Here is a 25,743-nt window from a genome sequence, read left to right on the forward strand (position 1 = left end):
TCCTCGGCGAGGGTGGGTGTTGATCGCGATTTCTCAGTCTAGCAGGGGAAGCGGGCTGCCGTTTGAGCCAGTCTCACTAGCCCCAGTACCAAGTGGAGTCTCCTGCCGCCAGAACACTCTCCTGCAAACGCGGCGGGTGGGCAGCAGGCAGATGCACCACGATCATGGGGAGGTCGGGACGATGGCGGGCGATGATCTCCGGCTCGCGGCTTAGGCGAAAGCGGCTGCGGGCTTCGCTGAGCACTCCCACCAACATATCCCCCGGCTGCAGGGCTTTGAGCACCTCGGCCACCAACCCCCCCTGCACCCGCTGTACCGGCAGATGGGCATAGCTTGCCGCCCCCGGGCCCGGAGAGCGCTCCCGCAGCGGTCGGGTTTGCACTAAGAGAAGCTGCAGCGCCGCTTTCAACTCCCCAGCCAGCGTCTGCGCCAGCCCAATCGTCTGCTGCAGGGATCCAGGAGACACTTCCAACTCTGGGGCTGCCAAAAGGATGCGCCGCGTCGTCTCGAGCGGAACAGGGAAGCGCGCGATTAGCACCGGGATCTCCACCTGCCGCACCACGGCGTCAATGATGCTGCCGAAAAAGTTCTCCGCATAGGTGGAGTAGCCCCTCCAGCCCAGGATCACCAAGGTCGCCTGCCGCTCCAGGGCCGAGCGAATGATCCCTTTTTCCACCGAGTCATCCACCCGGCGAATGGCTTCCACCCGCGCTGCAGCGCTGTGGGCTAGGGACTCGGCAAAGGACAACAACTGCTCTTGCCGGGCCAGGGCTGCTGGCGAGATCCCGGCGCGGTCAGACAGAACGTGCAGCGGCAGCAGCGTTCCCCCATCTTTTTTGGCCAGAATCAGAGCCAACCGCAGCAGGTTGCTCTCAGTCTCGGGGTTGACTACCGGCACCAGGACGCGGGATCCCCAGGCTGGCCTAGGCAAGTCGCTGGCTTCTGATGCCACCTCCCTAGGCTGGAGCTGCTGCCCCCAGCGGGCAACAATCCAAGGCGAGGCGATGCAGGTAACCAGGATCATGGCAATGGTGCCGTTCACCGTCAGCTCATCCACCAATTTCACGTTGAAAGCCACTGTGATTGCCGCCAGGGTAGCCGCCGCCTGGGCCATCGACAGGCCGAACATAACCATAGCGCTGGCAAAGCGCCAGCCAAACAGTTGCGCCGGGATCCAAGCCGCCAAAAACTTGCTCACCACCTCCGCTGCAATCATCACCCCGCCCACCAGCAGCGTGCGCGGATCCCCCAAGAGAATACCGGGATTGATCAGCATCCCCACCGAGATCAAGAAAAAGGGCACAAACAACGTGTTGCCGATGAACTGAATGCGGTTCATCAGGGGGCTGAGAGGGGAGATGATGGGGGTGATGGCCGTCCCTGCCAAAAAGGCTCCCACCACTGGCTCAATGCCAATCAACCCCGCTCCGTAGGCCACCAGGAACAAGGTGGCAATCACAAACGTAAACTCTGCTCCCTCATCGTGGCCAAAGCGCTGGAAAAACCAACGGCCCAGCCGGGGCACCCCCCAGAAGGTGGCAAAGGTGTAGAGGGCAATGGAAGGGATCAACGTCAGCCAAAATTGCGGCGTCAGCTCCCCTTGATGGGCGCGCACCACCACCGCCAGCACCAACAAGGCCAGGACATTCGTGATCAGGGTACCCCCCAGGGTTGCCGTTACCGTTTGCAGGCGCATCAACCCCAGCTCGGAGACAATGGGCAGCCCAATCAGGGTATGAGAGGCAAAGCAGGAGGCCACCAGCACCGCCGCCAGGAAGTCATACCCAATGGCCAGCATGGCTACCGTGCCAATGAGCATGGGCAACAGGAAGGTAAACGCCCCGAAGATGCTGGCCTTGCCGGCGTTGAGCTTTAAATCCTCCAGGCTGGTCTCCAGCCCGGCCATGAACATGAGAAACAACAGCCCCACCGTGCCCAACAAGACGATGGTCTCGTCTCGCTGCAGGATCCCCAAGCCGTAGGGCCCCACCACCAACCCGGACAAGATCAGGCCGATGATCCCCGGCAGGCGCAGTCGCTCAAATAGCAGCGGGGCCACCAGCATGATCGTCAGGATGATGAGGAATACCAGCACCGGGTTTTTCACCGGGCCGACTACGGCTAGAGGGATCCCTGAAATTTGCAGCCAGCTAGCCAGCATAGATACCCAAAGGACAGCAACCAGATGCCCGCCTGAGTCTATCAGATTCTTCCAGGTTCGAGGTGCCTTGCAAAAAGAGCAAAGGGATCCCCAGTTGCTGAGGATCCCTCGAATCCCATCAAAAGAGGTCTGCCTAGCCGGCAGAGGCGGAGCTAGTCTTCAAGGGGATCCCCTGTCCAGGGATCCCAGAACAGGTACACTCAGGCCGCCGCCAGCCGGGCGTTGGCAGCATCCCAGTTCACCAGGTGCTCCAGGTAGGCGGTGATGTAGTCAGGCCGCCGGTTCTGGTAGTCCAGGTAGTAGGCATGCTCCCACACATCCAGTGTTAGCAGGGGAACTTGGCCGTGGACCAGCGGGTTTTCCGCGTTGGGGGTTTTGGTCACTTTCAGGGTGCCGTTGTCCAGCACCAGCCAGGCCCAGCCGCTGCCAAACTGGGTGGCCGCCGCCGTTTTGAAAGCCTCCACAAACTTGTCGTAGCCGCCTAGATCAGCGTTGATCTTGTCAGCAATGGGCCCTGTCGGCGCGCCGCCCCCGCCCGGCTTCATGGATTCCCAGAAAAAGGTGTGGTTCCAAACCTGGGCGGCATTGTTGAAGATGCCCACTTTATCAGGATCCCCGAACGTAGTCTTCATGATTTCTTCCAGGGACTTGTTGGCCAGCTCGGTGCCTTCGATCAGCTTGTTTAGGTTGGCTACATAGGCCGCATGGTGCTTGCCGTGGTGGTAGGAGAAGGTTTCTGCCGACATGTAGGGCTGAAGCGCGTCGGCAGGGTAGGGCAGAGGTGGGAGTTCAAAGGCCATAGTCGTCTGTCCTCTGGGTCTTGTGCGAAAGATGCAAGAAAGGACGCCGGGAAGGCAAGCCTAAACCAGACAAAGGCGTTACCTTTCTTTGCAGTCTTAGTGTAACTCAGAACCCCTACGCTCTGGATCCCCCAGTCATGGCGGTGGGGATCTGGTGCCCCAGCGCCCTGTTTGCCTTGGCCTGAAAGCCCAAACCAGCGGGATCCCTGCCCCAGCAGCTCGATCAGCAGGGGGACAACATCAAAGCCGCGGTGATGGCGGCAATGGTAACTCCATTGCGGGTGAAGTTGAGGGTGTCGCGGCTGAGCTGGAAAAAGCGCTCGTCCCAGCGTTTGACTTCCGCCTCCAGGCGTTCTTCGGCACTGGCAATGCGCTCCTCTGCTTTGGCAATCCGTTCCTCAGCCTTGGCAATGCGCTCCTCGGTGCCGGCAATGGTTTGCAGCAGCTCTTGGTTTTGCCGGGCCAGTTGGGTGTTGGCCTAGACAGTGCGCTCGAGGCGGGTCAGCCGCTCCTCGCTATCGCTCATGGTTGGGGAGGGGGAAAGTAATCGGGGCTGGGGAAATCCTGGGGCGGGATCCCTTGCAGGGCCTCTGTCATAAAGCGCTTCCAGATGGGAGCGACAAAAGCACCTCCTGCCGTACCCGGGAGCATGGGAGAGTTGTTGTCGTTGCCAATCCAGATGGCAGTGGACAGTTGCGGCACATAGCCGATGAACCAAGCGTCGCGGAAATCCGAGGTGGTGCCCGTTTTGCCAGCCACCGGTCGCCCATCGTCCAGACGGGCTGCCGTCCCGGTGCCCTGGGTTACCACCCCTTTGAGGATCTGGTTGAGGGTGGCCACCGCCCAGGGATCCAAAACCTGCCGCGGCTGGGGTTTGGCCTCGAAGAGAACTTGGCCGTCGCGACCCACCACCTGGGCTAGGAGCGTCGGCTCCACCCAGTAGCCGCCGTTGGCAAACACGGCATAGCTGGCTGCCATCTCTAGGGGGCTGGCGCTGGCCGACCCCAGGGCAGTGGTTAAGTTGGGGGGCATCTCGGCGCTGAGGCCGGTGGCCTTGGCTGCAGCAATGACGTTGTGGATCCCGACTTCCTCTGCCAGCTTGACGGTGGGCACGTTGCGGGAGAGCTCCAAGGCGCGGGCAAAGGTGAGGGGGCCGTAAAAGGTGTTGTCATAGTTTTTCGGTCTGTAGGGAGGAGAGCCGGGATAGGTGACGGGGGTGTCGTAGAGGATGCTGTAGGGTGTGTAGCGGCCGCTAGCCAGGGCCGCATAGTACACGTAGGGCTTGAAGGTGGAGCCAGTCTGGCGAAAGGCTTGGGTGGCGCGGTTAAATTGGCCCCGCCGAGCGTTGATGCCGCCCACAAGGGCCTTGACGTAGCCTGTGCGGGGATCCACCGCCGCCAGAGCCATCTGGTCGGCTCGGCGAGTGGCGGTAAGGCGAGGCCCGTCTTCGTTGACGATGCGCTGGGCAATGCGCTGCAGCCGCAGGTCGATAGTGGCCTGAACCCGCAGCCCCCCCTGGAGGATGGCCTGCTCGCCATAGCGGCGCCGCAGCTCTGCCTCAATGGCGTCGGTAACCGCCGGCGCGTTGCTTTGGAAAGAGGTGATGCGGCCAAAAGTCAGCTTCTGCTCTCGCGCTGCCTGCGCCTCTTCTGGGGTAATCCACTTGAGCTGCACCAGGCGATCCAGCACCAGCCGTTGGCGCTGCTTGGCTGCCTCCAGGTTGCGAAAGGGGCTGAAGATTTCTGGCGCCGGCAGGATCCCGGCCAGCATTGCTGCTTCCGCCAAGTTGAGCTCCGCCGCATCTTTGTTGAAGTAGCTGCGGGCTGCCGCCTGAATGCCGTAGAGATTGTGCCCCCAGTACACCTGGTTGAGGTACATCTCTAGGATCTCGTCTTTGGTGAAGACCTGCTCCAGCCGCAGCGCTAGCACAATCTCGGCCACCTTGCGGCTGAGGGTGCGCTCCGGCTTTAGAAAAAGGTTTTTCACCAACTGCATCGTCAGGGTGGATCCACCCCCCGCCGAGCCCCATCCCCCCTCGACGCTGCCCAAGAGTGCCCGGCCCAAGCTGACCGGGTTGATGCCGGGGTGGGTGTAGAAATGGCTGTCTTCAATAGCCAGCAGCGCTTTCTTCATCTCCGGGGAGACTTCTTCGAGGGAGATTACCTCCCGGTTGGCTTCCCCGTGGAGGCTAGCAATGGGCTCGCCGTGGATATCGACAATGTGGGTGGTGGCCACCGGCACGTAGTTCCGCAATTGACGCACATCGGGCAGGTTGCGGAAGCTAATGGCCAACCCCAACAAGCCAGCAGCCGCTGCCGTAGAGCCCAAAAGCAGGGATCCCAGCAACAGGTTGCCCACCGTGCCAGCAACCTGAGCAAGCCAGGAGAAGCGGGTGGGCGGGATGTCATCGGCGTACTCGTCGTAGTCCAGGTGGGGAAAGGGGCGGCTGGAAGAGTGCCGCGGAGCTCTCGAGGGCCTGGGACTGTAGGTCACGTCAAAAACTCCGTCACTTCAGCGTTGCGGAGAACCCCAAGTTTGCCCAGTTTGCCCCATTATAGGGCGGCGCTTCCTGGGCCGGCAGGGGATCCTCGCCGCCTCTAGGCAAGGGAATAAAATGGCTCATGTTGCCTCTCAGTGCAGAGATGGAGCCAACTCCTATCTCTTCCGCTCTAGAGGATCCCCGCATTGCCGAGATCACCCAGCGGGGGGTAGCCGAGATCTTTCCAGGGGGAGCGGCAGCTCTGGCAGAGCGCCTAGCCAAAACCGATCGCCCCTTGCGGGTCAAGCTGGGCATCGATCCCACGCGGCCGGATCTGCACCTGGGCCATGCGGTGGTCTTGCGCAAGTTGCGCCAGTTCCAGGATGCCGGCCATGTGGCTATTTTGCTCATCGGTGACTTTACGGCTCTAGTAGGAGATCCCACCGGCCAATCGGAGGCCCGTCCCCGCCTGACCCCAGAAGAAGTGGAGGAGAATGCCCGCACCTATCTGGAGCAGGCTGCCAAGATCCTGGACTTTGAGACCCCTGGCCGGCTGGAGGTGCGCCGCAACAGCGAGTGGCTAGCCCGCCTCACCCTCAGCGAGCTCATTGAGCTCCAAGCCCAGATGACAGTGGGGCAGATGTTGGCCAAAGAAGACTTTGCCCAGCGCTACCGCTCGGGAACACCCATCTACCTACACGAATTTCTCTACCCTCTCCTGCAAGGCTACGACTCGGTGGCGCTGGAGGCGGACGTGGAGTTGGGGGGAACCGACCAGCGCTTTAACCTCCTAGTTGGCCGGGAGCTACAGCTTTGGAAAGGGCAAACCCCGCAGTTTTGCCTAACGGTGCCTCTTTTGGAGGGCTTGGATGGCTACCAGAAGATGTCCAAGTCCAAGAACAACTATGTGGGCCTGACCGAGGATCCCCTTACCATGTACTCCAAGCTGGAGAAGGTGCCGGATCACCTGGTGCAGCGCTACTTCGAGTTGCTCACCTCAGTGCCTCTTTCGGAGCTGCCGGCGGATCCCCGTCAGCGCCAGATTCTCCTAGCCAAAACCCTAGTGGCTCAGTTTCACTCCCCTGAGGTGGCAGAAGAGGCCCAGCGCACCGCCCAAGCCCTGGTGTTGCAAGGTGAACTTGTCGAGACCGCCTCCATCCCCACCTTTGCTGTCGAGGGCTTGTCCTATCCGGTTAAGCTCAGCTACATCCTGCGCGAGTCCGGCCTGTGCAAGAGCGCTGCCGAGGCCCGTCGGCAGATTCAAGGGGGCGCTGTGCGGCTAGATGGTCAAAAGGTGGAGGATCCCAACCTGGAGTTTGCCAACGCTTCGGAGCTGGCGGGGCGGGTTTTGCAGGTGGGCAAAAAGGCTTTCCGGCGGCTGGTGGTGGGTAATTCCCTCACCGAGCACGGGCAGGCTTGAAGCCAAGGCCAGGTTTTTTGAAGGGTGGTGAAGTTGGGAGAGTTGTTGAGAAAACCGACTCTGGCCTGGATCAGCTTGATCTGGCCTCGGCCAATGCCTCAGTGAGCTTTTGTCTTACCAGCTCTTGGGCTTGCAAAATATTGGGATCTGCTGCCCATTCTGGCGCTTCCCTGACCGGGTCATCTTCGGAAGTAAACTCCAAATCATAAACCTCGCTGCGGTAGATGGGGCTGAAGCATTCCCAAGCCCGCAAACTGTAGAAGTAGGGAAATAGCCGCACGATGCAATCGATATCCAAAGCCTCGGCAAAGCGGCGAAAAGCCTCTTCTTCTGAGACCGGAAAAGGCGCATAGTGCTCGGAGACAAACCACTTCAAAAACTTGCGGGCCTCTGGAACAATTTGCTCAGGGGCCATGGATTCCAGCACTGCCGCGTTGAAGCAGTTAACCAAAAGGTGCTCCAGCAGCACGGCGTTGTACTCGGCAAAGCAGGTTTGCTCGCGGCTTTCCACCGGCTGCCAGGGCATGTTGCCGTTGGCGGCAATAAATAGGTGCACCAGGTCGTGGGAAGGGTTGGTTTGAATAAAGCCATGTCCCTCTAGTTTGGCGCCGTCGCAGCTAAAGAGCTGGAATTGAGGGCTCCAGTAGAACTTCAGTTGCTTTGCCGCCATGCTCTAGCCGTCCTCTTGTCCAATGACGGGATCCCTTCCTCTAGAGCCTACACCTGAATTGACAAGCTGTTATGCACTATAGGCCATGGAAGAAAGCGCTGGCCTCATTTGACAATCAGCCGGAGATCAAGCTCTCCATCATTGGCAAAGTCGGAGCCGCCTTCGCACAAGACAGACTTCAGCCCCCCTATTAGGATCCAAGCGGCTGGTCGAGCTAGAGTCAGCTGAGCCTACTTCCGCCGCTGCCGCTACGAGGCAAGGGCTCTGACCACGCAGCGCTTGCCGCCGGCGAGGGTAGAATGCCAGGCTGAGAGCAAAAGCAGCATTGGCAATGGGTGAAGACATGACACAGCGTGCTCAGCAGGGATCCCCAGTTGGAGGCAACGCCGATCGGTGGGAGGGGGGGAGGAAATCGCTCCGGCTGGTTTTGGCCGCTGTATTGCTTTGGGCGGTTTGGCTGGGTGGGATCCCGGCGCTGGCGCTGCCCCAAGGGGATGCCATTACCGATCCGCGTACTCTCTTGCGGCGGGCCCTGCCCATCCAGGACAGTCGGATTTGGGAAATCGATGAAGCCATCACCAAAATCGAGGCGGACCTGAAGTACAACCGCTGGTCAGCCGTGCGGGGGGATGTGCGCCAGGTGGAGCGGCTTCTGGACCGCTATACGGATCCCCTGCTGGCGGAGTTGCCCCCTGAGCAAGCTGCTGCCGCCTCTGAAGAAATTGCCGCTCTGCGGCAGGAGTTGCAAACCATCAACCAGGCCACGGAGCGCAAACCCAAGGGCAAAGAAGAGGCTCGCGCCGCCTACGACCGTCTGGTGGACAAGCTGGGATCCCTGGAGAGCAAGTGGGTGGGGGCTTTCCCCTACACAGTGCCTGCTGAGTATGCCGACAAACCTCAGCTCTTGGGGCGGGCAGAGGTGGAGCTGAACACCACCGCTGGGCGTATGGTGATCACCCTCGATGGCTATAGTGCTCCAATCACTGCCGGCAACTTCGCTGACTTGGTGCAGCGGGGCTTCTACGATGGCCTGACCTTTGATCGAGTGGAGAAATTCTTCCTTGTGCAAGCCGGGGATCCCCCTGGCCCTGCCGACGGCTATGTGGATCCGGCCACGGGCAAAGTTCGCACCATTCCTCTGGAGATTCGCGCCAAAGGTGAATTAATGCCCCGCTACGGCCAGACTTTTGAGCAACTGGGCCTCTGGGATGTGGAGCCGGCTTTGCCTTTTTCTGCCGAGGGAACAGTGGCTATGGCTCGCTATCTAGAGGATCCCAACAGCGCCTCTTCTCAGTTCTTCATCTTCATGGCCGAGCCGGATCTCACCCCCGCCGGCCTCAACCTCATGGATGGCCGCTACGCTGTGTTTGGGTATGTTACTGAAGGCACCGAGGTGCTGCGCAAAATTAAGCTGGGGGATCGCATTCTAAGCGCCCGCATCATCTCGGGCAAAGAAAACCTCAAAAATGCCTAAAGCCGTTTCCGCAAGCGAGGGGAATCCCCAAGAGGCAGTATGATCGGTAGGGCTGGCAAGCCCCAGCTTGCAGGATGCCCTTGCCTAGGAGACAGGGGGAAGCGACTGTGAGGTACTTCAGCAGGCAAGTCCGTCGGGGTCAATCCTCGCTAGGGCAGGAGCGCTGGGCTCTTGTCGAGGCCCGCCTTGAGCAACTGCTTAGAGCCGCTGAAGCCAACTTGCAGGCCAATGCCGAGTTGCGCCAACAGCAAGAGAAGCTGCAGCGCCAACTGGAGGCCGAGTGCCGCCAAAGCCAAGCTCTGCGCGACGCAATCGTTGACCTGCGCGCTAGCGTCATGGAGCTGCGGGAGGGACAGGCCTTCTGGCAGAGCCAGGTAGACGAGCTGCGCACCTGTCTGCGGGATCTGCTCAAAGAACACAGTGAGCTGGTGCAGATCATTGCCCAGCAGCAGCACATTCTCAAGGATTGTAAGGAAGTCATCCGCGCCATTCTGGAACACATGCGGGACGACCACCGCGACTTTCGCTCTGCCCTCAACATCTTGCTGGAGGAACTACACCAGACCGTGCGCTGCTTAGTTCTCCAGTCAGGTGGCTCCCTTCCCAAATCTGTCCGCCATCCTGAAGCGCCAGAGGTCGATCCCGCCGCCGACAAAACCTCCTTGGCCTAGCGCCCTTCTGCAACGGCTAGAGCGGACAGAGCAGGTGCAACTCCCTAAGCCGTTCCCCCCTGACTACCAGTGCTACGCTTGTTCTGCCTCCAGCTCAGCCTTGGAAAGAATCTGGGTTCGCCGGGGATCGCCGAAGGTTTTCTTCAGGTGGCGCAGCTCTTTCTTTAAGTAGTTCAAGAGCTTGCGGCGGTCGCTGAGTAGCCCCTGCAATTCTTCAATGCGGGCCTGTAACTGGGACTGCTCTTGCTGCAACCGTTCCCGTTCCAAGGCCGTCAGGCGGCGCAGAGGCATGGCTAAGATGGTCTCCGCCTGCTGAGGGGTACAACCCAAGCGGGCCTGCAGTTGGGCTTTGGCGGTGGCGCCATCGGATGCTTGCTGCAGCAGGTCGATCACCCCCTGCAGATTGGCCAGGGCCAGCACCATCCCCGCCACTTCTTCTACCTTGCGCTGTAGCTGCTGCAGTTCGGCGCGGAACAGGCGGTTGAGGGTGGCTTCGCGAAACTGTAAAAAATGCTGCAAGATTTGCTTCAGGTTAAGCTGCTGCGGCTTGCCATCCACCAAGGCCAGCAGGATTACCCCAAAGTTGCTCTGCAAAGGGGTCAGCTCATAGAGCTGCTGCAAAACCTCCTGGGGATTGGCCTCCCGCTTAAGCTCCACCACCACGCGAATGCCTTTGCGATCCGACTCATCCCGCAAGTCGGCAATGCCGCTGAGACGACCCTGGGCAACCAGTTCTGCCACTTTCTCAATCCAGGCGGCTTTGTTCACCTGGTAGGGAAACTCGGTGATGACCAGGGCGGGCCGCCGGTAGCGTCCTTTGCCCGGCTGAGCCTCCTCAAAGTGGGCCACTCCCCGCAGGGTGATGGAGCCACGCCCGCTGAGATAGGCTTCGCGGATCCCTTGGCTGTCGACAATCTGGCCGCCGGTGGGAAAGTCCGGCCCCGGGATCCAGCGCAACAGCTCCTCGGCGCTGAGGTTGGGACGGTCAATCAGAGCCAGCAAGCCGTCCACCACTTCTCCCAAGTTGTGGGGCGGAATACTGGTGGCCATGCCCACGGCAATCCCGGAAGCGCCATTGAGGAGCAAGATGGGCAGGCGGGCTGGCAAAACGGTCGGCTCGATGTGGGATCCGTCGAAATTGGGGGCAAAATCGACGACCTCTTCCGAGAGCTGCTCCAGAAGCACTCTGTGGCTCAGGGTCGACAGTCGGCACTCTGTGTAGCGCATGGCTGCCGGCGGGTCGTTGTCCACCGAACCGAAGTTGCCGTGTCCCGCCACCAGGGGATAGCGACTGGCAAAGTCTTGAGCCATGCGCACCAGCGCTTCATAAACTGCCTGATCCCCGTGCGGGTGGTATTTCCCCAGCACCTCCCCCACCACCCGAGCGCATTTGCGGTAGGGGCGATCCGGCGTCAGGCCCAGCTCGTGCATGGCGTAGAGGATGCGGCGATGGACTGGCTTGAGGCCATCCCGCACATCTGGCAAGGCCCGCCCTACGATCACGCTCATGGCGTATTCCAGGTAGGAGCGCTGCATCTCCTCCCGCAAATCGGTTGCAATCACCCGCCCTGGACGGGATCCCGGTAGTTGCCGAGTCATGACCCAGCGGAGCCTCTAGCGCTGTTTCGTCTCCAGAAAGTGCCCTGCAGGGAATGCTAGCCTAGCCTGTGAGAGCTGGCGTCCAGATGGCAAGGGAGTGGCAGAGCTATGCAGCCCAAGACCCTTGGGTCGGCCCTAAAATTGATGGTAGCTGCTGCTGCTATTAGCGCCGCCATCAAATACGGTGGCCCCTACCTGGCCTTGCCGAAGACTCTGCCGGTAATGGTCACCATGATTGCTTCCCCTGCTGTGGTTATGGCCGCCCTTCTGTGGCGCTGGCAACAGCGCTCTTCCCTCTCCCCAACCCTTACCCAAGACCTTCAGGGCTCGCCACCAACGGCAGGGTTTGAAGACCTGGACTGACCTTCCCCCTAGCGGAGACAAACGATAGGCCGGATCGCTACTGCTGGGTAAGGCGCAGGGTTACTGTCGGGCTAGTTTGGCTGCCAGAAGTAGCCGTGAGGTTGACCTGATACACCGTGCCGGCGGCCGGAATGGGGGTCGGACGGTGATGGTAAAACGGCCCTGCCCATCGGCCTGGACAGTTTGGTTCATCACCGTCTGCTGAGCGCTGAGAATGCCCTCCAGTGAAGTTGAGGCCGTTACTGTTACCCGCACCGAAGCATTGGGAGCTGTGGTGCCTTGCAGCGTAAAGGAAGGGCCGGCAACCCGATCCCCGTCCCGCAAGTTAGTAATCTGGGGCACTAAGCTGGGGACAGTGGTAGTTGCGGAAACTTCTTGGGCGGCAAGACGCTGGATACCGCCGCCAGCCCCCTCGATCCAGCGAGCTGGCTGTTCTGCAGTCATAAAGCGCACCTGGCCGTTGTTTTCCAAACGCGCAATGACGATCCCTTCGCGGGTAGCATCTTTCGGTTCAACGAGGACGTTGACCACGTAGGTGCCTCTGGAAACTTCCCGGGCCTGTAGAGTTTGCACCCGCCGTCCATCCTGAACGAGGTAAACGGTTACTCGGCTAGAGGGAGTGCCTTTAACGGTTACCAGCAAGATCTCGCCTGCTGACAGGGGGCGATGGCCGGCGTTGTGATCTACTAGATCAATGGAGGCACGGACAGGGCTGCCCACCGTGAAGCTCCAACTGACGCGGCGGGTCACTCCCTAGGTGTTGGTGAACTCCAGCAAGACTTCGTGACGCCCTGACGGCAGGGGCTGAGGGGGACGGTAGGTAAAGAAATCGCGCGTGATCACTGCTTCCGAGGTAACCTCTCTGCCATTCAGGAAAACCCTCACCGTTTCCGGGCGTACGCTGACCCCATTTTGGCTGCGAAAAGAAGCCGAGATTGGAGAGGTAGGCTCAACATCGGTGGCCGCCTGAGCTGGGCTGGGATCCGTAACTTGCTGGGCCTTTGCTGGCAAGCTTGCCAACCCCACAATCGCCGCGCCAGCCACCAGAACCCTGCGGAACCAGGGACACCGCTGATTGCTCATGAGACCGTCCAAAGGAAAAGTTGAGTTGGGGCAGCTTTACCCCTGCCTAGCCAGAAGCTGGATCCCAGCCTCCTCTCTGCATCCTGTTCCAGCTGGCAACCTCTGTCAATACACTTGAGCCTCTGGGGGGCTTTGCTCTCTGGAGATGCAGGGATTCCCACCAACATCAATTGACGAAGATGGCGCCTGTCTCTTGCAGGTCTAGGCAGTGATCGCCCGAAACGTCGTTGACTAGGCGCACCTCCACGGTGATTACATTCGCGGGATCCACACTCACCTGGTAGCCCACCGGCCCCAACATGGGCGTGTTGATGGCCAGGCAGTTGGGGAGGGTCAGGTTGCTCAAGCGCAGCGTTTCGCCCGGCTGCAGTTCCGAGATACCCTGGCGCGGATCGGTAAAGCCGTACTCCAAAGGCAGGCCAGTGCGGTTGCGGACTACCACCTCAACAGGTGGGGTGGGGTTGAAGCGAGCCACTGGCCGGTCAAAGACCGCTTGATCCACACCCACTGCCAGGCGCGGCAGCGGCACTGTTTGGAAGGCAGGCTGAGCGGCAACCCAGGGGGATCCCTGGAGCAGCACCCCGCTGATCCCGCCAGCCAGTAGGGCTGCTACCCTCCCACCCTTGCTTTTGCCTAGTTTTGAGGCGCTCATACGCTACAGGCTAGGGATCCCTGCTGGGCGTATCAAGGGTTAGCCTAGGAGACGACGGGCAGTATTGAGCACATTCTCCACCGTGAAGCCAAACTTCTCCATACACACGGGGCCAGGGGCAGAAGCGCCGAAGCGGTCAATGCCAATGGCTACCCCCTCAAAACCCAGGTACTTGTGCCAGCCAAAGGTGGAGCCCGCCTCGATGGAGATGCGCTTAGTAACGCTGGGGGGTAAGACAGAGTCCCGGTAACTCTGAGGCTGGGCCTCAAACAGCTCCATGCAGGGCATGGAGACCACGCGCACCGCCCGGCCTTCCTGCTTCAGTTGGGCAGCAGCCTTCACCGCCAGCTCCAGCTCTGAGCCGGTGGCGATCAAGATTAGCTCCGGGTTGGGGGCATCCACCACCACGTAGGCTCCCTTGGCCACTCCCTCCACAGAGGTACCTTCCACGGGATTGACCGCCTGCCGGGTAAACACCAGCACCGAGGGGGTGGACTTGGACTCGAGGGCTACTTGGTAGGCTCCTACCGTCTCGCGAGCATCAGCAGGGCGGATGACGTAGAGGTTGGGGATAGCCCGCAGGGAGGCCAGTGTCTCAATAGGCTGGTGGGTGGGGCCGTCCTCTCCCAGGGCAATGGAGTCGTGGGTCATCACATGGAGCACCCGCGCCCGCGAGAGGGCTGACAGGCGAATGGCCGGCCGCATGTAGTCGCTGAAAACCAAGAAGGTGGCGTCGTAGGGGATAAGGCCGCCGTGCAGGGCCATGCCGTTGGCGATAGCTCCCATAGCGTGTTCCCGGACTCCAAAGCGGAAGTTGCGCCCGTGGTAGGAGCCGGCCTGAAATTCTGGGATCCCCTTTAGGTAAGTCATGTTGGAGTGGGCCAGATCGGCGGATCCGCCCAGCAGCTCAGGTACCGCCTTGGCCAAGGCGTTAAGGCAAAGACCTGAGAGATTGCGGGTGGACTCCCTGCCGATTTCGGCAATTGGCGCTAGGGCTTCTTTCCAGCCCACAGGCAGCTCGCCCGCCATGATCCGTTTAAACTCAGCAGCCTCTTCTGGGTAGGCCTTCTCGTAGGCGGCAAAGCGCTCGTTCCACTCGGCCTCGGCCCTGGCCCCTCTTTCAATGGCCTGGCGGAAGTGGGCCAGCACTTCGTCGGGAATGTAAAACTCAGGCTCCAGCGGCCAGCCCAGGTTTTGCTTGGTGAGCTTCACCTCCTCTGGCCCCAGCGGTGCTCCATGGACACTCTCAGTGCCGGCTTTGTTGGGGGAGCCGTAGCCAATGGTGGTCTCGACAATGATCAGGGAAGGCTTGTCGGTAACTTCTTTGGCTTTCTGGATAGCGTCGGCGATCCCTTTCAGGTCGTGGTTGCCGTCCTCCACTTTTTGCACATGCCAGCCGTAGGCCTCGTAGCGTTTGCCCACATCTTCGGTAAAGGTAATTTCCGTTCTGCCATCGATGGAGATGTGGTTGCTGTCGTAGAGCATGATCAGCTTGCCCAGCTTGAGGTGGCCAGCTAAAGAGGCCGCTTCCGAGGCCACCCCCTCCATGTTGCAGCCGTCGCCCAGGATCACGTAGGTGTAGTGGTCAACAATCGTGTGGCCAGGCTTGTTAAAGCGGGCCGCAAGGTGAGCTTCAGCAATGGCCAGCCCTACTGCATTGGCCACCCCCTGCCCTAGAGGACCCGTGGTCACCTCCACGCCGGGGGTTTCAAAGTTTTCCGGGTGGCCGGGGGTTTTGGATCCCCACTGGCGAAACTGCTTGAGATCTTCAAGACTGACGTCAAAGCCGGTCAGATGTAGCAGAGCATACAGCAGCATGCAGCCGTGGCCTGCCGAGAGGACAAAGCGATCCCGATCCACCCACTTGGGGTTGCGGGGGTTGAACTTCAGAAACTGCTGCCAAAGCACATAGGCCATGGGTGCTGCCCCCATCGGCAGGCCAGGGTGGCCGGAGTTGGCCTTCTGAACAGCATCCACCGCCAAAAAACGAATGGTGTTGATGGCAAGTTGTTCCAGAGAGGGAGGAGCAGCAACAACCATGTGGGATCCCTATCGCTCGACACTCGCTTTCCAGTATGCCTTGGTACTCCCGCCAACCAAAGCCAGGGAATGCCTATGAAAAGGTTTGCAAAGGCGCTACCTGCCCCCGCTTTGGCCCCCTCAGCAAGCTGCACCGCCTTGGCAACCGCGTAGCGGGACAAAGCCCTTGGCTTCGTATCGGCCAACCCTAGTCTAGTACAAGTTGGTAATCAAAGTGCTTGTGGGCTTTCGCCCTGCCCTCAAGGCGGATAAGCTAAGAGATACACGAGTTGCCGTTGGCGGCTAGTTGGAGGGTTTTCTTTGAGTGCCGTTGCTTCCCCTAGTGGCAAACCAGCCTGGCTGCGGGCCAAGGCACCTCAGCGGGTAGGCTCCGTCAAACAGCTGCTGCGGGACTTAGGTCTGAACACCGTCTGCGAAGAGGCCTCTTGTCCCAACCTAGGAGAGTGCTTTGCCAACGGCACCGCCACCTTCCTAATCATGGGCCCAGCCTGCACCCGCGCCTGCCCCTACTGCGATATCGACTTCACCAAGCGCCCTTTGCCTTTGGATCCCACCGAGCCGCTGCGAGTGGCAGAGGCTGTGCAACGGCTGGGGTTGCGTCATGCCGTGATTACCTCCGTCAACCGGGACGATCTCCCCGATGGGGGAGCCAGCCAGTTTGTTGCCTGCATTACCGAAATCCGCCGCCGCATGCCCCAGACAACCATCGAGGTCTTGATCCCGGACTTGTGCGGCAACTGGCAGGCCTTGGAGCAGATTCTCGCTGCCCGCCCCACGGTGCTTAACCACAACACCGAAACCGTGCCCCGCCTCTACCGGCGGGTGCGCCCCCAGGGGAACTACGAGCGCTCCCTTAAGCTGCTAGAATTGGCGCGGCAGTGGGATCCTGGCCTTTACACCAAGTCGGGAGTAATGCTGGGGCTAGGAGAAACTGCGGCAGAGATTTTGCAAGTGATGCAGGATCTACGGCGGGTAGGCTGCGACATCCTCACTCTTGGCCAATACTTGGCGCCCAGCCCCAAGCACCTGCCCGTGGAGCGCTACGTGCCCCCAGAGGAGTTTGACCACTGGCGACGGGTGGGGGAAGAGCTGGGCTTTTTGCAGGTGGTGTCCTCCCCGCTTACCCGCAGCTCCTACCATGCCGAGGCTGTCCAAGAGCTGATGCAGCGCTTTCCCCGACAAGGAACTGTAGGCCCAGGGAGGGATTTTCTACGCTAGGGGGATGCGGTAGGATTGAAATGAAGAGATAGGAGGGGCAGGCGGCCGCGTCCTCGCTGTCGCCACTAGACAGCAGGATGAGGAAAGTCCGGGCTTTCAGAAGAACACACCGCTGGGGAAAGCCCAGTGCGGGAAACCGCGAGGATAGTGCCACAGAAACATACCGCCGATGGCTGGGAGTCCAGCACAGGTAAGGGTGCAAAGGTGGGGTAAGAGCCCACCAGCAGCGTCGTGAGGCGCTGGCTCGGTAAACCCCGGTGGAAAGCAAGGCCGCAGCCGCAGGACTATGGCTGTTCTTCGCCCCTGTCGGCTGCACCGAGGTCACGGTACTCAGCCAAGTGGTTGGGGAAGGGTGGTCTCGGTGGTGGTGAGCCGCTAGAGGGTGATGGCAACATCACTCCCAGAGAGATGGCCGCCAGTGGGGGCTGCTCTTCGGAGTACCCCACTACAGAACCCGGCTTACAACCTCCTCATCTCTTCTCTTTTTTTAGGTTTCCTTCATCCCCCTCAAGGCCGCCATCCACAGCTTTACACAGATATCGAGAAGAGAGGCGGCGCTGATGTCATTTTCAGAAGTGCCTTTGTCCCCTGGATTAGAGGAGGGCTGGTTACCGTCGTCGGCAGGCAAGCCAGCGGTAACGGCCAACACAGCTGTCCCCAGAATCATCAGGTGGAGAACCCCAGCAGCTGCGTGAAGGCGCTCCGGGTCAATTGCCTGGAGTTCGGGGCTGGGGATCTGCTGCAGGTAGCCGGCTAGCTGCTCTTGGGCCTGCAGGAAGCCTGCTCTCAAGGCGCGGCGATGCTCCTCGGAGTAGAAGCCTGCTTCTCCCACCAATGAGCGCACCAGCTCAGGGTTATTGGCTAGAGCCTGGAAGCAGGTTTGGACATAGCGCAGGAGAATGGCTTGCAGCTCAGAGCTCTGGAAGGTGGCAGGAGCCGCCGGCAGGGGTAAGTCGGCAATCCCGGAGAAAACTCCCAGCTCACCGAATACGGCTAGGAGGAGTCCCTGCTTGCTGCCAAAGTGGCGAAACAGGGTTACTTCGTGAACCCCCGCCAAGTCTGCAATTTGGCGGGTGGTAGTCTGGGCAATGCCCTGTCGGACGAATAGCTCTCGAGCTGCCTTTAGCAGCCTTTGCCGGGAAGAAGGACGTGCCATGGTAGGGGATGGGGTAAGGAGCCAAGAGAAGATCCTGAAGACGAGAAGCAATCTGCAAGTATCGCTTGCACTTGGGGTGAAATATCGTTAAGCTTAACCTCAGGCCAGATGACATCGTCTGCTCTGTTGCCCTCTTGCTGCTGTCCGCTTGCCTTGCTAAAACTTGCCCTGGCAAGGGTGGGGAAGGCACACTGCGTTTCCTAGTGCTGGGGGCGACGACTGTTCAGGGAGCGATTGGACTCTGCGCCACTTTACTTCATCTACCTTGAGGTTTAGCTAGTTCATGGCAATCTCTCTTTCCCCCAAGTCCTTGGGCAACTCCGACGGCTCCGCATCCCAAAAGTCTTTCCGCTTTGCTTGGGAATTTGCTCTTTTTTTCCTAGTTCTCCACGCCATTGCTTTGGTGGGCGGCATTCTTTTCTTCTCTTGGCCTGCTTTGGGAGTGGCCCTATTTTTCCACTGGTGTTTTGGCAGCTTGGGGATTTGCCTAGGGTATCACCGCCTTCTCAGCCATCGCAGCTTTCAAGTGCCTAAGTGGCTGGAATACGTCTTTGCTACGCTCGGTACTCTGGCTCTTCAAGGAGGGCCAATCTTTTGGGTAGGTGGCCATCGCCAGCATCACGCATTTACTGAGGATGAGGAAAAGGATCCCTACTCGGCCCGCAAAGGCTTTTGGTGGAGCCACATGCTTTGGCTAATCTACCAGCGAGAAGAATTTTTCAACCCTGAGAAGTATTTTGCCTTTGCGCCCGACTTGGCTCGGGATCCCTTTTACCGCTGGCTGGACAAATATGGGTTGCTGCTGCAACTGCCGCTAGCTGCCGTGCTCTATCTGTGGGGAGGTTGGTCGTTCGTTATCTACGGCATTTTTGTACGGACGGTGCTGCTGCTGCACTGCACCTGGCTGATCAATTCGGCCAGTCACTTTTGGGGCTATCGAACTTTCGAGAGCAACGACAATGCCCGCAACCTTTGGTGGGCTGCCCTTTTGACCTACGGCGAAGGCTGGCATAATAACCACCACGCTGATCCAAAGTGTGTAAAAGCAGGCTTGCGTTGGTGGGAAATTGACATGACCTACTGGGTCATTTGGGTGCTGGCGCAGCTAGGCTTGGCCCGTAAGTTGCACCTACCAGCTCAAAGCCAGTAACCCTCCGAGGCACTCCTGCCCCAGAACTTTCCCAGCTAAAAATAGGCCAGGGATCCTTTTCTGGGATCCCTGTTCGGCAAGCAGAGGAAACTAGCCCTCTAGAGGGCTATACTGCCATGGTCCATAGTGGTCAAGGATACGCTGAATTTGCTCTATATCAGCCTCTGGCCCTTGGTAAATGTGCAGCGCCTCAATTTGGCTAGCGGAGTAGTTAAAGCTGGGATCTTTTTTCCATTCCAGCTGTGTTTCTACCCCGGGAACACAAGCCAAGTGGGCAGCTAGCTCCCGATAAACCATCAGGGGCATAGAAGGGTAGCGAACGGCGTAGCGTTTTAGTCCAGCCGGAATCACAGGGTTACCTTACGGGGTCTTTGCTTAGCTCTGCTTCCTTATTTGTTGGATAACACAGTCTGGCCACAGGGATAAGAGGGGGGAAATACTTTCTGGCGAACATCCTTAGCAAAAGCTTCCACTGCTTCCCGGATTACCTGTCTTAAGTTGGCGTAGGCCTTAGCAAAAGGTGGGATCCGCTCGCTTAGGCCTAGGAGGTCATGGGTGACTAGGATCTGGCCATCACAGCCTGGGCCAGCCCCAATTCCCAAAGTTGGAATCCGGAGTTGCTGGGTAATTTGGGCAGCTAAGTCCGCCGGCATGTGTTCTAGAACTAGGGCAAAAGCCCCGGCTTGCTCTAGGTTTAAAGCTTCCTGGCGCAGCCGCTCCGCCTCTTCCGGCGTTTTCCCTTGCTGGCGGTAGCCCCCCAGCTGGTGTTTGGCCTGGGGCGTGAGGCCGATGTGGCCTAGAACGGGGATCCCTCGCTGCACCAGAAAGGCCACCGTCTCAACCATGGCCGGGTAGCCCCCTTCCAGCTTCACTCCATTTACCCCCGCCTCCTTCATCAGCCGTCCTGCCGAGAAGAGGGCCTGTTCTTTGCAGACTTGGTAGCTCAAGAAAGGCAAGTCGGCCACCAAAAAGGCCCGTTCTACGCCGCGGCGCACCGCCTGGGCATGGTGGATCATCTGCTCCAGGGTCAAGGGCAGGGTGCTGCTATGGCCCAGGCTGGTCATAGCCAGGCTATCGCCCACCAGGATTAGGTCAATCCCAGCCTGATCCAAAATCTGGGCTGTGACGTAGTCGGCAGCTGTGAGGGCCACCAGCGGTTGACCGGTCTGCTTAGCCTGGCGGAAGTGGTGAATGGAGAGGGCAGCCATACTTCCTATGATCTCATCGAGTCGCATCCTCCGCATTCTGGGGGCGAGGATCCGGTCAGGATAGCCCGTTTGCCGCTAAGATAGTAAAGCGCTATGCAAACTGGAAGGGTGACAGAGTGGTTGATTGTGGCGCTCTCGAAAAGCGTTGTGGCCGCAAGGTCACCGTGGGTTCGAATCCCACCCCTTCCGTGTTCACGGCTCCTGCGTTACAGGCTCAACTGCATCCCCTCATCCAGCGCCTCTCGGAGGCGATTTTAGAGCTATGGGGATCCCACTTTGCCCTGGCCCCTTACGACCTGCCAGAGGATCTGGGCTACGTAGAGGGCCGCTTAGAGGGCGAGAAACTGCAGATTGAAAACCGCTGCTACCAGGGGGGGCCCTTCCGCAAGCTGCACCTAGAGCTGGCCCAGGCTGGCCAAAGCCTGGATATCCTCCACTGTGTTATGTTTCCACAGCCGCAGTACCCGCTGCCCCTGTTTGGCTGTGACATTGTGGCTGGTCGCGGCCAGGTGAGCGCCGCCATCGTCGATCTCTCACCGGTCACTCCCACTTTGCCGGATCCCTACATCCGGGAGCTGGAAGCTGTAGGAGCTCATTTAGCCCCTTTCCAACACCGGCGCCAGTTGCCACCTTGGGGCACGATTTTTTCCCCCTACTGCCTATTCATACGTCCTAGCGATGCAGCAGAGGCCGAGCGCTTTTTGCACTTTGCTTGCCGTTACCTGGAGATTCACTGCCACCTGGCGCAACAGATCTCCCCGCAGACGGATCCCCAGCAGATCCTGCTCCACTACCAAGGGCAGCAGCGCTACTGCAGCCAACAACAGCAGAACGACCGCACCCGCCGTGTTTTGGAAAAAGCCTTTGGCGCCGCCTGGGCTGAGCGTTACCTGAGCACCGTCCTTTTCGATTCGCCTCCCAATCCTGTGCAGATCTAGACGGGATCCCCCTGCAGCCGCTGCTGGATGTTCAGGGCCAATTTTTGCCTCAGGAATTCCGGCATGGTTAGAGTTGAGTCGGGACCTAGCAAGTAGAAAATAAAGCGCGCTCGGTTGCGGCGAAACATCAAATTGAGGTTAACAACGGTTAAATCCTCCTGCGCCAGGGCCCTCATCACCCGGTAAAACACGCCCAGTTGGTTGTCTACATCCACCAACAGCGTGGGCAGGTGAAACACTGGGTCAAAGTAAAAAGAAACCTGTACGTCTTTCAGGCTGGCTTTGAGATCGAACTCCAGCGCCAGGGTTTCGTGAACAGGAAACACCCCCGCCAGACACTCGTGAATGGCTCGCTCTAGGTTGAGCTTGGCTTGAGAGGAAAGGCTGTGGCCATCACGGGAGACCGTGAGGCGGATAAATACCAAGTGGGGCGAGTAGATCTGCCCGTAGAGATGGATGCCGTGCAGCGAAAGATTGAAGGCCGTCAACACCCCAAATAGGTCGCTGAGCAGAGAAGGCCGGTTGCGATAGGCTAGACAAACCACCGTCTTGCCCCGCTCGTCCTGCATCTGCACCACTGCCCTACGGGTTTGATAAAGGGCATAGGCCAGACGCAAGTTTTGCACCTGGATCTCACTGCTAACAAACTGGCTGTAAAAAGGTGGAAAACTCTCGTTGAAGCGCCGCATCAGAGCGGTTCGGGTCAGCGGGATCGAGTTCTTGGCAGGGCCGACCCTGGGCAAGGGGGGAGCCTCAGCCCCACTTTCCCTAGCCATCTCGAGGGAGGGTGGAGTGTCTTGTTCTGCTGACTGCTCAGCTGCCATCTCTCTCACCCCTTCCGCTCGACAAAGCACAACCCGACTCCACTCACCCGCACGGAGCTTTAAGGGGAGGCGAAGCGCGCGTCCAATTAAACTCTATCTCACGGGATCAAGGAGGGCATCAAAAACCCCCCAGCAGGGGGAGCTGCAGGGCAGCGGGTGATCCTAAATTAGAACAAGAACTGGTTTGGCCAAGCCAACGGCATCCCTTTGGCAGCCTTTTTGTTTTCCCGTTCAAGAACTCCCGCCGTGAGCAGGACTGTTGCCGATCCCTCCTCGCGTTCCTCTGCCCAGGTGCCGGATCCGGGTGGAGCCTGGTGGGATCTCCACATCCTCGCCTCCCCTGTGCAGGAAGACCAGATCTTCTGGCGGCTGGAGAGCTTTGGCTGTCAGGGCATGGCCAGCCAGGCTTATGGCGAAGACCAAATTAGCATTCACGCCTATTTGCCCTGCTTCCGCGCCACTCTTTTGGACTTGGCGGCTCTGGCGCTGCGCCTGCGGCAAGATGCCCTCGTGGCCGGCCAGCCCCTTCCCAAGCTGCACTGGGAACGAATGGAAGCAGAGGATTGGAGCAACAGTTGGAAGCAACACTGGCGGCCTGAGCCAGTGGGAGAGAGGCTGCTCATCTGTCCAGCCTGGCTGGATCCACCCCCTCACCCTGGCCGTCTCCTGCTGCGGCTGGATCCGGGCATGGCCTTTGGCACAGGCACCCATCCGACCACCCAGCTTTGCCTGGAAGCCCTGGAGATGCGCCTAGGAGCGGGTACAGAGGGGGTGACGGTAGCCGATGTGGGCTGCGGTTCGGGCATTCTGTCGGTGGCGGCAGCCCTCTTAGGGGCCAAGCGGGTTTATGCTGTGGATGTTGACCCGCTGGCGGTGCAGGCAGCACTCCACAATCGCGACCTCAATGGCCTTACAGACCGGATCGAGGTGGCTCAGGGCAGTCTGGAACGCATTCCGGAGATGGTGGATGGACTGGTGTGCAACATTCTGACCGACGTGATCCTGGATATGATCCCGGGGTTTGGCCTAGTGGTGAAGAAAGGGGGCTGGCTTATCCTCAGCGGCATTCTCCTCGAGCAGGCCAGGTTGGTTACGGAGATGTTGGAGGCCAACGAGTGGTTGGTTGCAGCCCTTTGGCGACGGGGGGAGTGGTGCTGTCTGAACGCACGCGCTCTCTAAGTTCCCTGCCCCGCCTAGCTATCGACCCGGCCCAGCGGGATCCCACCGGTGGGATCTATTTAACCAGCCCGCAGCGGCACTACCTGCAGCGGGTGCACCGCCTTCGGGGGGGGGATCCCTTTTTGGTTTTGGACGGCTCCGGCAAGCTGTGGCTGGCCCATTGGCAGCCCCAGAAATGCCAAATTGTGGCTGAGGTAGAGGCCCCGCCGCGGGAATTGCCCGTTTACCTGCATCTGGGCTTAGCAGTGGTCAAGGGGCCGGGATTTGACGAGGTGTTTCGCCAGGTTACCGAGCTGGGGGTAGCGCGCATTACCCCTCTGCTGACGGAGCGCACCGTGGTGGAGCCGGGATCGGGGCGGCAGGAACGCTGGCAAAAAATTGTGCGGGAGGCAACAGAACAGTGTGAGCGGCTGCACTGGCCTCAAATTGACCTGCCTACTTCCTGGAGCCGCTGGCTGGCTGAGCTCAAGGCCAACTGGTGGGGCATAGCGGTTGCCCGCCAAAACGCCCCCCCGCTGCTGCAAGTCCTGCCGCCTCTAAGGGGTGCCGTCGTGGCGCTGGCTATTGGCCCAGAAGGTGGCTGGACAGAGACGGAGCGCCGCCAAGCGGAAGCCCACGGCGGAGTGCCTGTTTCTTTGGGCCCTACGATCCTGCGATCCACCACCGCGGCGGTGGCCGCTGCCAGCCAAGTTGCCGCTTTCTACGCTAGCTTGAGCCCTTGAGCCGAGGCTAGCTCTGCCCCCCGCCAGCAGGGCGATATTATGGCATTGACACGAACCCTTGCTTCCCAGGGCGGGGCTCTGGGTGAGAGGAACAGACATGGGAAAAATCCAGGCGGTGCGGGGTACCCGCGACATCCTGCCTCAGGAGGTAAGGCTGTGGCAGCAGGTGGAGGCCAGTGCCCGCGAGATCTTGGGGCGGGCTAACTACCAGGAGATCCGCACCCCCATTTTGGAGCTGACGGAGCTTTTTGCTCGCAGCATCGGCAGTGCCACCGACGTGGTGGGCAAGGAGATGTTCTCCTTTAGCACCCGCGGTGAGCAGGAGGTGAGCTTGCGTCCCGAGAACACTGCTGGTGTGGTGCGGGCCTACATTCAGCATGGGCTGCAGATGGCGGGCGATGTGCAGCGCCTCTGGTACTGTGGGCCGATGTTTCGCTACGAGCGTCCCCAAGCGGGGCGGCAACGCCAGTTCCATCAGTTGGGGGTGGAGCTCCTGGGCAGCCGCGATCCCCGCGCCGATGCCGAGGTTATCGCTCTGGCCTGGGATCTGCTGCGGGCGGTGGGGGCGGAAAATCTCACTCTGCGGCTCAACTCCCTTGGGGATCCGCAGGACCGGCTGGCCTATCGTCAAGCCCTGGTGGACTACCTCACCCCCTTGAAGGAAGAGCTGGATCCGGACTCCCAGGAGCGTCTTGGCCGCAACCCCCTGCGCATTCTCGATAGCAAGGATCCCCACACCCGCGCCATTGTTGAGAAAGCGCCCAAGCTGCCCGATTACCTTAGCGCGGACTCACGCGCCTTCTTCGAGCAAGTGCAAGCCCATCTCAAAGCCCTAGACATTCCCTATGAGCTGGATCCCTACCTGGTGCGCGGCTTGGACTACTACACCCACACCGCCTTCGAGATCGTCTCGCCGGAATTGGGCTCCCAGAGCACCGTCTGCGGGGGCGGCCGCTACGACGGCCTAGTGGAAGAGCTGGGCGGACCGCCGACCCCGGCCGTAGGCTGGGCCATCGGCATGGAGCGGCTGGTGTTGCTGCTGCAAAAGAAGCAGCTAGAGGGGGTGGCCAGGCCGCTGGACGTTTACGTGATCTCCCGCGGAGCCAAGGCAGAGGCCCAATCCCTTCAGGTTGCCCAGGCCCTGCGCCAAGCTGGTTTTTGCACCGAGCTGGATCTCAGCGGCAGCCCCTTTAGCAAGCAGTTCAAGCGGGCTAGCCGCAGCGGCGCCACTTGGGCTGTGGTCCTGGGAGATGCGGAAGCAGTGGCCGGCGAGGTGCAGCTGAAGCACTTGCCCACAGGACAGCAGCAAACCCTCCTGCAAGCTGAGCTGGTGAAGTATTTGCTCTCCCAGAGGTGACCGCACAATGCTGAGTTTTTGGGTACGGCGCAACGGACAAGAAGAATGGCAGCCAGTACCAGCCGAAGGAGCCGTTCTGGAGGAAGACACGTACACCGTCCTGGCCCATTGTCCCCAGCCCTACTTCACCATTACTGTGGAAGTTCGCCACCGCCCTTTGGCAGCAGAGGATGAGCAGGCCCCGGCGGAGGCGAAGACCTCGAAAAGAGATCTCTTGCTCCTGCAAACCCGTTCGGTGCGCACCAACGAGGAGGGGATCGCCATTGTCTTGCCGGCCACTCGTCTTGCCCCTGGTTCCTGGGAACTGCACTGCCGCGATGCCGACTTGATAGCTGAGCTGTTTGGCGAGAAGGAGCTGAAGAATTGTCTGCGTTTCCAGGTCGTGCCTGCCCCGGCTCAGTCAGAACCAACAGCCGCCTTGGTGGCCCAGCCAACAGAGCCCGAATCCGCTCCTCAGCCCAAAGAGCCTGCCCCCCCACCCGAGCTGTTTTCCCTCATGCACAGCGAACTGGAGGGATCACCAGAGGAAGTACTGGTGTTGAAGGGGGGAATTGGCTGCAGCTGCGAACTGCAGGTACG

Annotated in this window: 23 protein-coding genes, 1 tRNA gene, 1 other RNA gene and 2 pseudogenes; 14 read left to right on the forward strand and 13 right to left on the reverse strand. The window is 60.0% G+C overall.

The annotated features are described in order from the left end of the window. Nucleotides 1-76: 76 nt before the first annotated feature. Together NW808_RS01160 and NW808_RS01165 are read right to left on the reverse strand one after the other, a co-directional pair. On the reverse strand, nucleotides 77-2,161 hold the full coding sequence (locus NW808_RS01160) for a cation:proton antiporter (protein ID WP_414420006.1): 2,085 nt from the start codon (nucleotides 2,159-2,161) through the stop codon (nucleotides 77-79). A gap of 200 nt (nucleotides 2,162-2,361) precedes the next feature. Continuing rightward, entirely contained in the window at nucleotides 2,362-2,961 is a 600-nt protein-coding gene (locus NW808_RS01165) for a superoxide dismutase (RefSeq protein WP_414393646.1), read from the reverse strand. Between the two features lie 154 nt (nucleotides 2,962-3,115). On the opposite strand from NW808_RS01165, the gene NW808_RS01170 reads away from it, so the two are divergent. Next, nucleotides 3,116-3,508, forward strand: coding sequence for a hypothetical protein (locus tag NW808_RS01170; RefSeq protein ID WP_414420007.1), 393 nt, complete (start codon nucleotides 3,116-3,118; stop codon nucleotides 3,506-3,508). On the opposite strand, the gene NW808_RS01175 is transcribed toward NW808_RS01170, so the two are convergent. Continuing rightward, nucleotides 3,484-5,454: a transglycosylase domain-containing protein gene (locus tag NW808_RS01175; protein ID WP_414420008.1), complete on the reverse strand. Its 1,971-nt coding sequence runs from the start codon at nucleotides 5,452-5,454 to the stop codon at nucleotides 3,484-3,486. The genes NW808_RS01170 and NW808_RS01175 overlap by 25 nt on opposite strands. Before the next feature lie 149 nt (nucleotides 5,455-5,603). Here NW808_RS01175 and tyrS point away from each other — a divergent pair, with 149 nt between their 5' ends. Then, a complete protein-coding gene (tyrS, locus tag NW808_RS01180) occupies nucleotides 5,604-6,860 on the forward strand; it encodes a tyrosine--tRNA ligase (protein ID WP_414420009.1) in 1,257 nt (418 codons plus the stop codon). Between the two features lie 70 nt (nucleotides 6,861-6,930). Here the strand turns inward: tyrS and NW808_RS01185 are convergent, their stop codons facing one another. After that, nucleotides 6,931-7,530: a hypothetical protein gene (locus NW808_RS01185; RefSeq protein WP_414405352.1), complete on the reverse strand. Its 600-nt coding sequence runs from the start codon at nucleotides 7,528-7,530 to the stop codon at nucleotides 6,931-6,933. Between the two features lie 343 nt (nucleotides 7,531-7,873). Between NW808_RS01185 and NW808_RS01190 the strand changes: the two genes are divergently transcribed. Together NW808_RS01190 and NW808_RS01195 are read left to right on the forward strand one after the other, a co-directional pair. Next, entirely contained in the window at nucleotides 7,874-9,004 is a 1,131-nt protein-coding gene (locus NW808_RS01190) for a peptidylprolyl isomerase (protein ID WP_414420010.1), read from the forward strand. Nucleotides 9,005-9,111: 107 nt separating this feature from the next. Beyond that, entirely contained in the window at nucleotides 9,112-9,675 is a 564-nt protein-coding gene (locus NW808_RS01195; RefSeq protein ID WP_414420011.1) for a hypothetical protein, read from the forward strand. A gap of 78 nt (nucleotides 9,676-9,753) precedes the next feature. Here the strand turns inward: NW808_RS01195 and NW808_RS01200 are convergent. Further along, nucleotides 9,754-11,274: pseudogene (locus NW808_RS01200) on the reverse strand (DNA gyrase/topoisomerase IV subunit A); the annotation flags it as partial. A 108-nt stretch (nucleotides 11,275-11,382) separates the two neighbouring features. On the opposite strand from NW808_RS01200, the gene NW808_RS01205 reads away from it, so the two are divergent. Next, a complete protein-coding gene (locus NW808_RS01205; RefSeq protein ID WP_414410472.1) occupies nucleotides 11,383-11,637 on the forward strand; it encodes a hypothetical protein in 255 nt (84 codons plus the stop codon). A gap of 60 nt (nucleotides 11,638-11,697) precedes the next feature. Here the strand turns inward: NW808_RS01205 and NW808_RS01210 are convergent, their stop codons facing one another. The 4 genes from NW808_RS01210 to tkt form a co-directional block, all read right to left on the reverse strand. After that, the gene (locus tag NW808_RS01210) at nucleotides 11,698-12,387 is read right to left on the reverse strand and encodes a hypothetical protein (RefSeq protein WP_414420012.1); all 690 of its coding nucleotides are present in this window, start codon (nucleotides 12,385-12,387) and stop codon (nucleotides 11,698-11,700) included. Nucleotides 12,388-12,390: 3 nt separating this feature from the next. After that, complete coding sequence (locus NW808_RS01215) at nucleotides 12,391-12,720, reverse strand: hypothetical protein (RefSeq protein ID WP_414420013.1); 330 nt, start codon at nucleotides 12,718-12,720, stop codon at nucleotides 12,391-12,393. A 166-nt stretch (nucleotides 12,721-12,886) separates the two neighbouring features. Continuing rightward, on the reverse strand, nucleotides 12,887-13,372 hold the full coding sequence (locus NW808_RS01220; RefSeq protein ID WP_414420014.1) for a hypothetical protein: 486 nt from the start codon (nucleotides 13,370-13,372) through the stop codon (nucleotides 12,887-12,889). A 39-nt stretch (nucleotides 13,373-13,411) separates the two neighbouring features. Beyond that, nucleotides 13,412-15,412, reverse strand: coding sequence for a transketolase (gene tkt / locus NW808_RS01225; protein WP_414420015.1), 2,001 nt, complete (start codon nucleotides 15,410-15,412; stop codon nucleotides 13,412-13,414). Nucleotides 15,413-15,712: 300 nt separating this feature from the next. Here tkt and lipA point away from each other — a divergent pair, with 300 nt between their 5' ends. After that, nucleotides 15,713-16,630, forward strand: coding sequence for a lipoyl synthase (gene lipA / locus NW808_RS01230; protein WP_414393624.1), 918 nt, complete (start codon nucleotides 15,713-15,715; stop codon nucleotides 16,628-16,630). Between the two features lie 29 nt (nucleotides 16,631-16,659). Continuing rightward, nucleotides 16,660-17,108, forward strand: an RNA gene (rnpB, locus tag NW808_RS01235) — RNase P RNA component class A. A gap of 9 nt (nucleotides 17,109-17,117) precedes the next feature. On the opposite strand, the gene NW808_RS01240 is transcribed toward rnpB, so the two are convergent. Next, on the reverse strand, nucleotides 17,118-17,786 hold the full coding sequence (locus NW808_RS01240; protein ID WP_414410466.1) for a TetR/AcrR family transcriptional regulator: 669 nt from the start codon (nucleotides 17,784-17,786) through the stop codon (nucleotides 17,118-17,120). A gap of 283 nt (nucleotides 17,787-18,069) precedes the next feature. Between NW808_RS01240 and NW808_RS01245 the strand changes: the two genes are divergently transcribed. Beyond that, on the forward strand, nucleotides 18,070-18,936 hold the full coding sequence (locus tag NW808_RS01245; RefSeq protein WP_414393620.1) for an acyl-CoA desaturase: 867 nt from the start codon (nucleotides 18,070-18,072) through the stop codon (nucleotides 18,934-18,936). 90 nt (nucleotides 18,937-19,026) lie between these two features. Here the strand turns inward: NW808_RS01245 and NW808_RS01250 are convergent, their stop codons facing one another. Next, nucleotides 19,027-19,287, reverse strand: a complete 261-nt coding sequence (locus NW808_RS01250) for a hypothetical protein (protein ID WP_414410465.1) — start codon at nucleotides 19,285-19,287, stop codon at nucleotides 19,027-19,029. Between the two features lie 38 nt (nucleotides 19,288-19,325). After that, nucleotides 19,326-20,144 (reverse strand): 3-methyl-2-oxobutanoate hydroxymethyltransferase, encoded by an 819-nt coding sequence (gene panB / locus NW808_RS01255; RefSeq protein ID WP_414420016.1) that lies wholly within the window; start codon nucleotides 20,142-20,144, stop codon nucleotides 19,326-19,328. 102 nt (nucleotides 20,145-20,246) lie between these two features. Between panB and NW808_RS01260 the strand changes: the two genes are divergently transcribed. Both NW808_RS01260 and NW808_RS01265 read left to right on the forward strand, forming a co-directional pair. After that, nucleotides 20,247-20,333, forward strand: a tRNA-Ser gene (locus NW808_RS01260). Then, complete coding sequence (locus NW808_RS01265; RefSeq protein ID WP_414411206.1) at nucleotides 20,333-21,082, forward strand: phycocyanobilin:ferredoxin oxidoreductase; 750 nt, start codon at nucleotides 20,333-20,335, stop codon at nucleotides 21,080-21,082. The genes NW808_RS01260 and NW808_RS01265 overlap by 1 nt, the downstream gene beginning before the upstream one ends. Here the strand turns inward: NW808_RS01265 and NW808_RS01270 are convergent. Beyond that, the gene (locus tag NW808_RS01270; protein WP_414410462.1) at nucleotides 21,079-21,906 is read right to left on the reverse strand and encodes a hypothetical protein; all 828 of its coding nucleotides are present in this window, start codon (nucleotides 21,904-21,906) and stop codon (nucleotides 21,079-21,081) included. The genes NW808_RS01265 and NW808_RS01270 overlap by 4 nt on opposite strands. Nucleotides 21,907-22,197: 291 nt before the next feature. Here NW808_RS01270 and prmA point away from each other — a divergent pair, with 291 nt between their 5' ends. From prmA to NW808_RS01290, 4 genes and pseudogenes are all read left to right on the forward strand, one after another. Then, complete coding sequence (prmA, locus tag NW808_RS01275) at nucleotides 22,198-23,085, forward strand: 50S ribosomal protein L11 methyltransferase (RefSeq protein WP_414410518.1); 888 nt, start codon at nucleotides 22,198-22,200, stop codon at nucleotides 23,083-23,085. Continuing rightward, entirely contained in the window at nucleotides 23,058-23,807 is a 750-nt protein-coding gene (locus tag NW808_RS01280; protein WP_414393614.1) for a 16S rRNA (uracil(1498)-N(3))-methyltransferase, read from the forward strand. The genes prmA and NW808_RS01280 overlap by 28 nt, the downstream gene beginning before the upstream one ends. 97 nt (nucleotides 23,808-23,904) lie before the next feature. Beyond that, on the forward strand, nucleotides 23,905-25,164 hold the full coding sequence (hisS, locus tag NW808_RS01285) for a histidine--tRNA ligase (protein WP_414420017.1): 1,260 nt from the start codon (nucleotides 23,905-23,907) through the stop codon (nucleotides 25,162-25,164). A gap of 7 nt (nucleotides 25,165-25,171) precedes the next feature. Further along, nucleotides 25,172-25,743: pseudogene (locus NW808_RS01290) on the forward strand (hypothetical protein); the annotation flags it as partial.

It is taken from the genome of Synechococcus sp. W70.1 (genome assembly GCF_047461515.1).
In the GTDB taxonomy this organism is placed as follows: domain Bacteria; phylum Cyanobacteriota; class Cyanobacteriia; order Thermostichales; family Thermostichaceae; genus Thermostichus.

What these genes read in the sequence shown, in the direction of transcription:
- NW808_RS01160 (WP_414420006.1), bottom strand. Translation starts at nt 2,161, where the DNA reads ATGCTGGCTAGCTGGCTGCAAATTTCAGGGATCCCTCTAGCCGTAGTC.
- NW808_RS01165 (WP_414393646.1), bottom strand. Translation starts at nt 2,961, where the DNA reads ATGGCCTTTGAACTCCCACCTCTGCCCTACCCTGCCGACGCGCTTCAG.
- tyrS (WP_414420009.1), top strand. Translation starts at nt 5,604, where the DNA reads ATGGAGCCAACTCCTATCTCTTCCGCTCTAGAGGATCCCCGCATTGCC.
- NW808_RS01185 (WP_414405352.1), bottom strand. Translation starts at nt 7,530, where the DNA reads ATGGCGGCAAAGCAACTGAAGTTCTACTGGAGCCCTCAATTCCAGCTC.
- NW808_RS01190 (WP_414420010.1), top strand. Translation starts at nt 7,874, where the DNA reads ATGACACAGCGTGCTCAGCAGGGATCCCCAGTTGGAGGCAACGCCGAT.
- NW808_RS01205 (WP_414410472.1), top strand. Translation starts at nt 11,383, where the DNA reads ATGCAGCCCAAGACCCTTGGGTCGGCCCTAAAATTGATGGTAGCTGCT.
- NW808_RS01215 (WP_414420013.1), bottom strand. Translation starts at nt 12,720, where the DNA reads ATGAGCAATCAGCGGTGTCCCTGGTTCCGCAGGGTTCTGGTGGCTGGC.
- NW808_RS01220 (WP_414420014.1), bottom strand. Translation starts at nt 13,372, where the DNA reads ATGAGCGCCTCAAAACTAGGCAAAAGCAAGGGTGGGAGGGTAGCAGCC.
- tkt (WP_414420015.1), bottom strand. Translation starts at nt 15,412, where the DNA reads ATGGTTGTTGCTGCTCCTCCCTCTCTGGAACAACTTGCCATCAACACC.
- NW808_RS01240 (WP_414410466.1), bottom strand. Translation starts at nt 17,786, where the DNA reads ATGGCACGTCCTTCTTCCCGGCAAAGGCTGCTAAAGGCAGCTCGAGAG.
- NW808_RS01245 (WP_414393620.1), top strand. Translation starts at nt 18,070, where the DNA reads ATGGCAATCTCTCTTTCCCCCAAGTCCTTGGGCAACTCCGACGGCTCC.
- panB (WP_414420016.1), bottom strand. Translation starts at nt 20,144, where the DNA reads ATGGCTGCCCTCTCCATTCACCACTTCCGCCAGGCTAAGCAGACCGGT.
- NW808_RS01270 (WP_414410462.1), bottom strand. Translation starts at nt 21,906, where the DNA reads ATGGCAGCTGAGCAGTCAGCAGAACAAGACACTCCACCCTCCCTCGAG.
- hisS (WP_414420017.1), top strand. Translation starts at nt 23,905, where the DNA reads ATGGGAAAAATCCAGGCGGTGCGGGGTACCCGCGACATCCTGCCTCAG.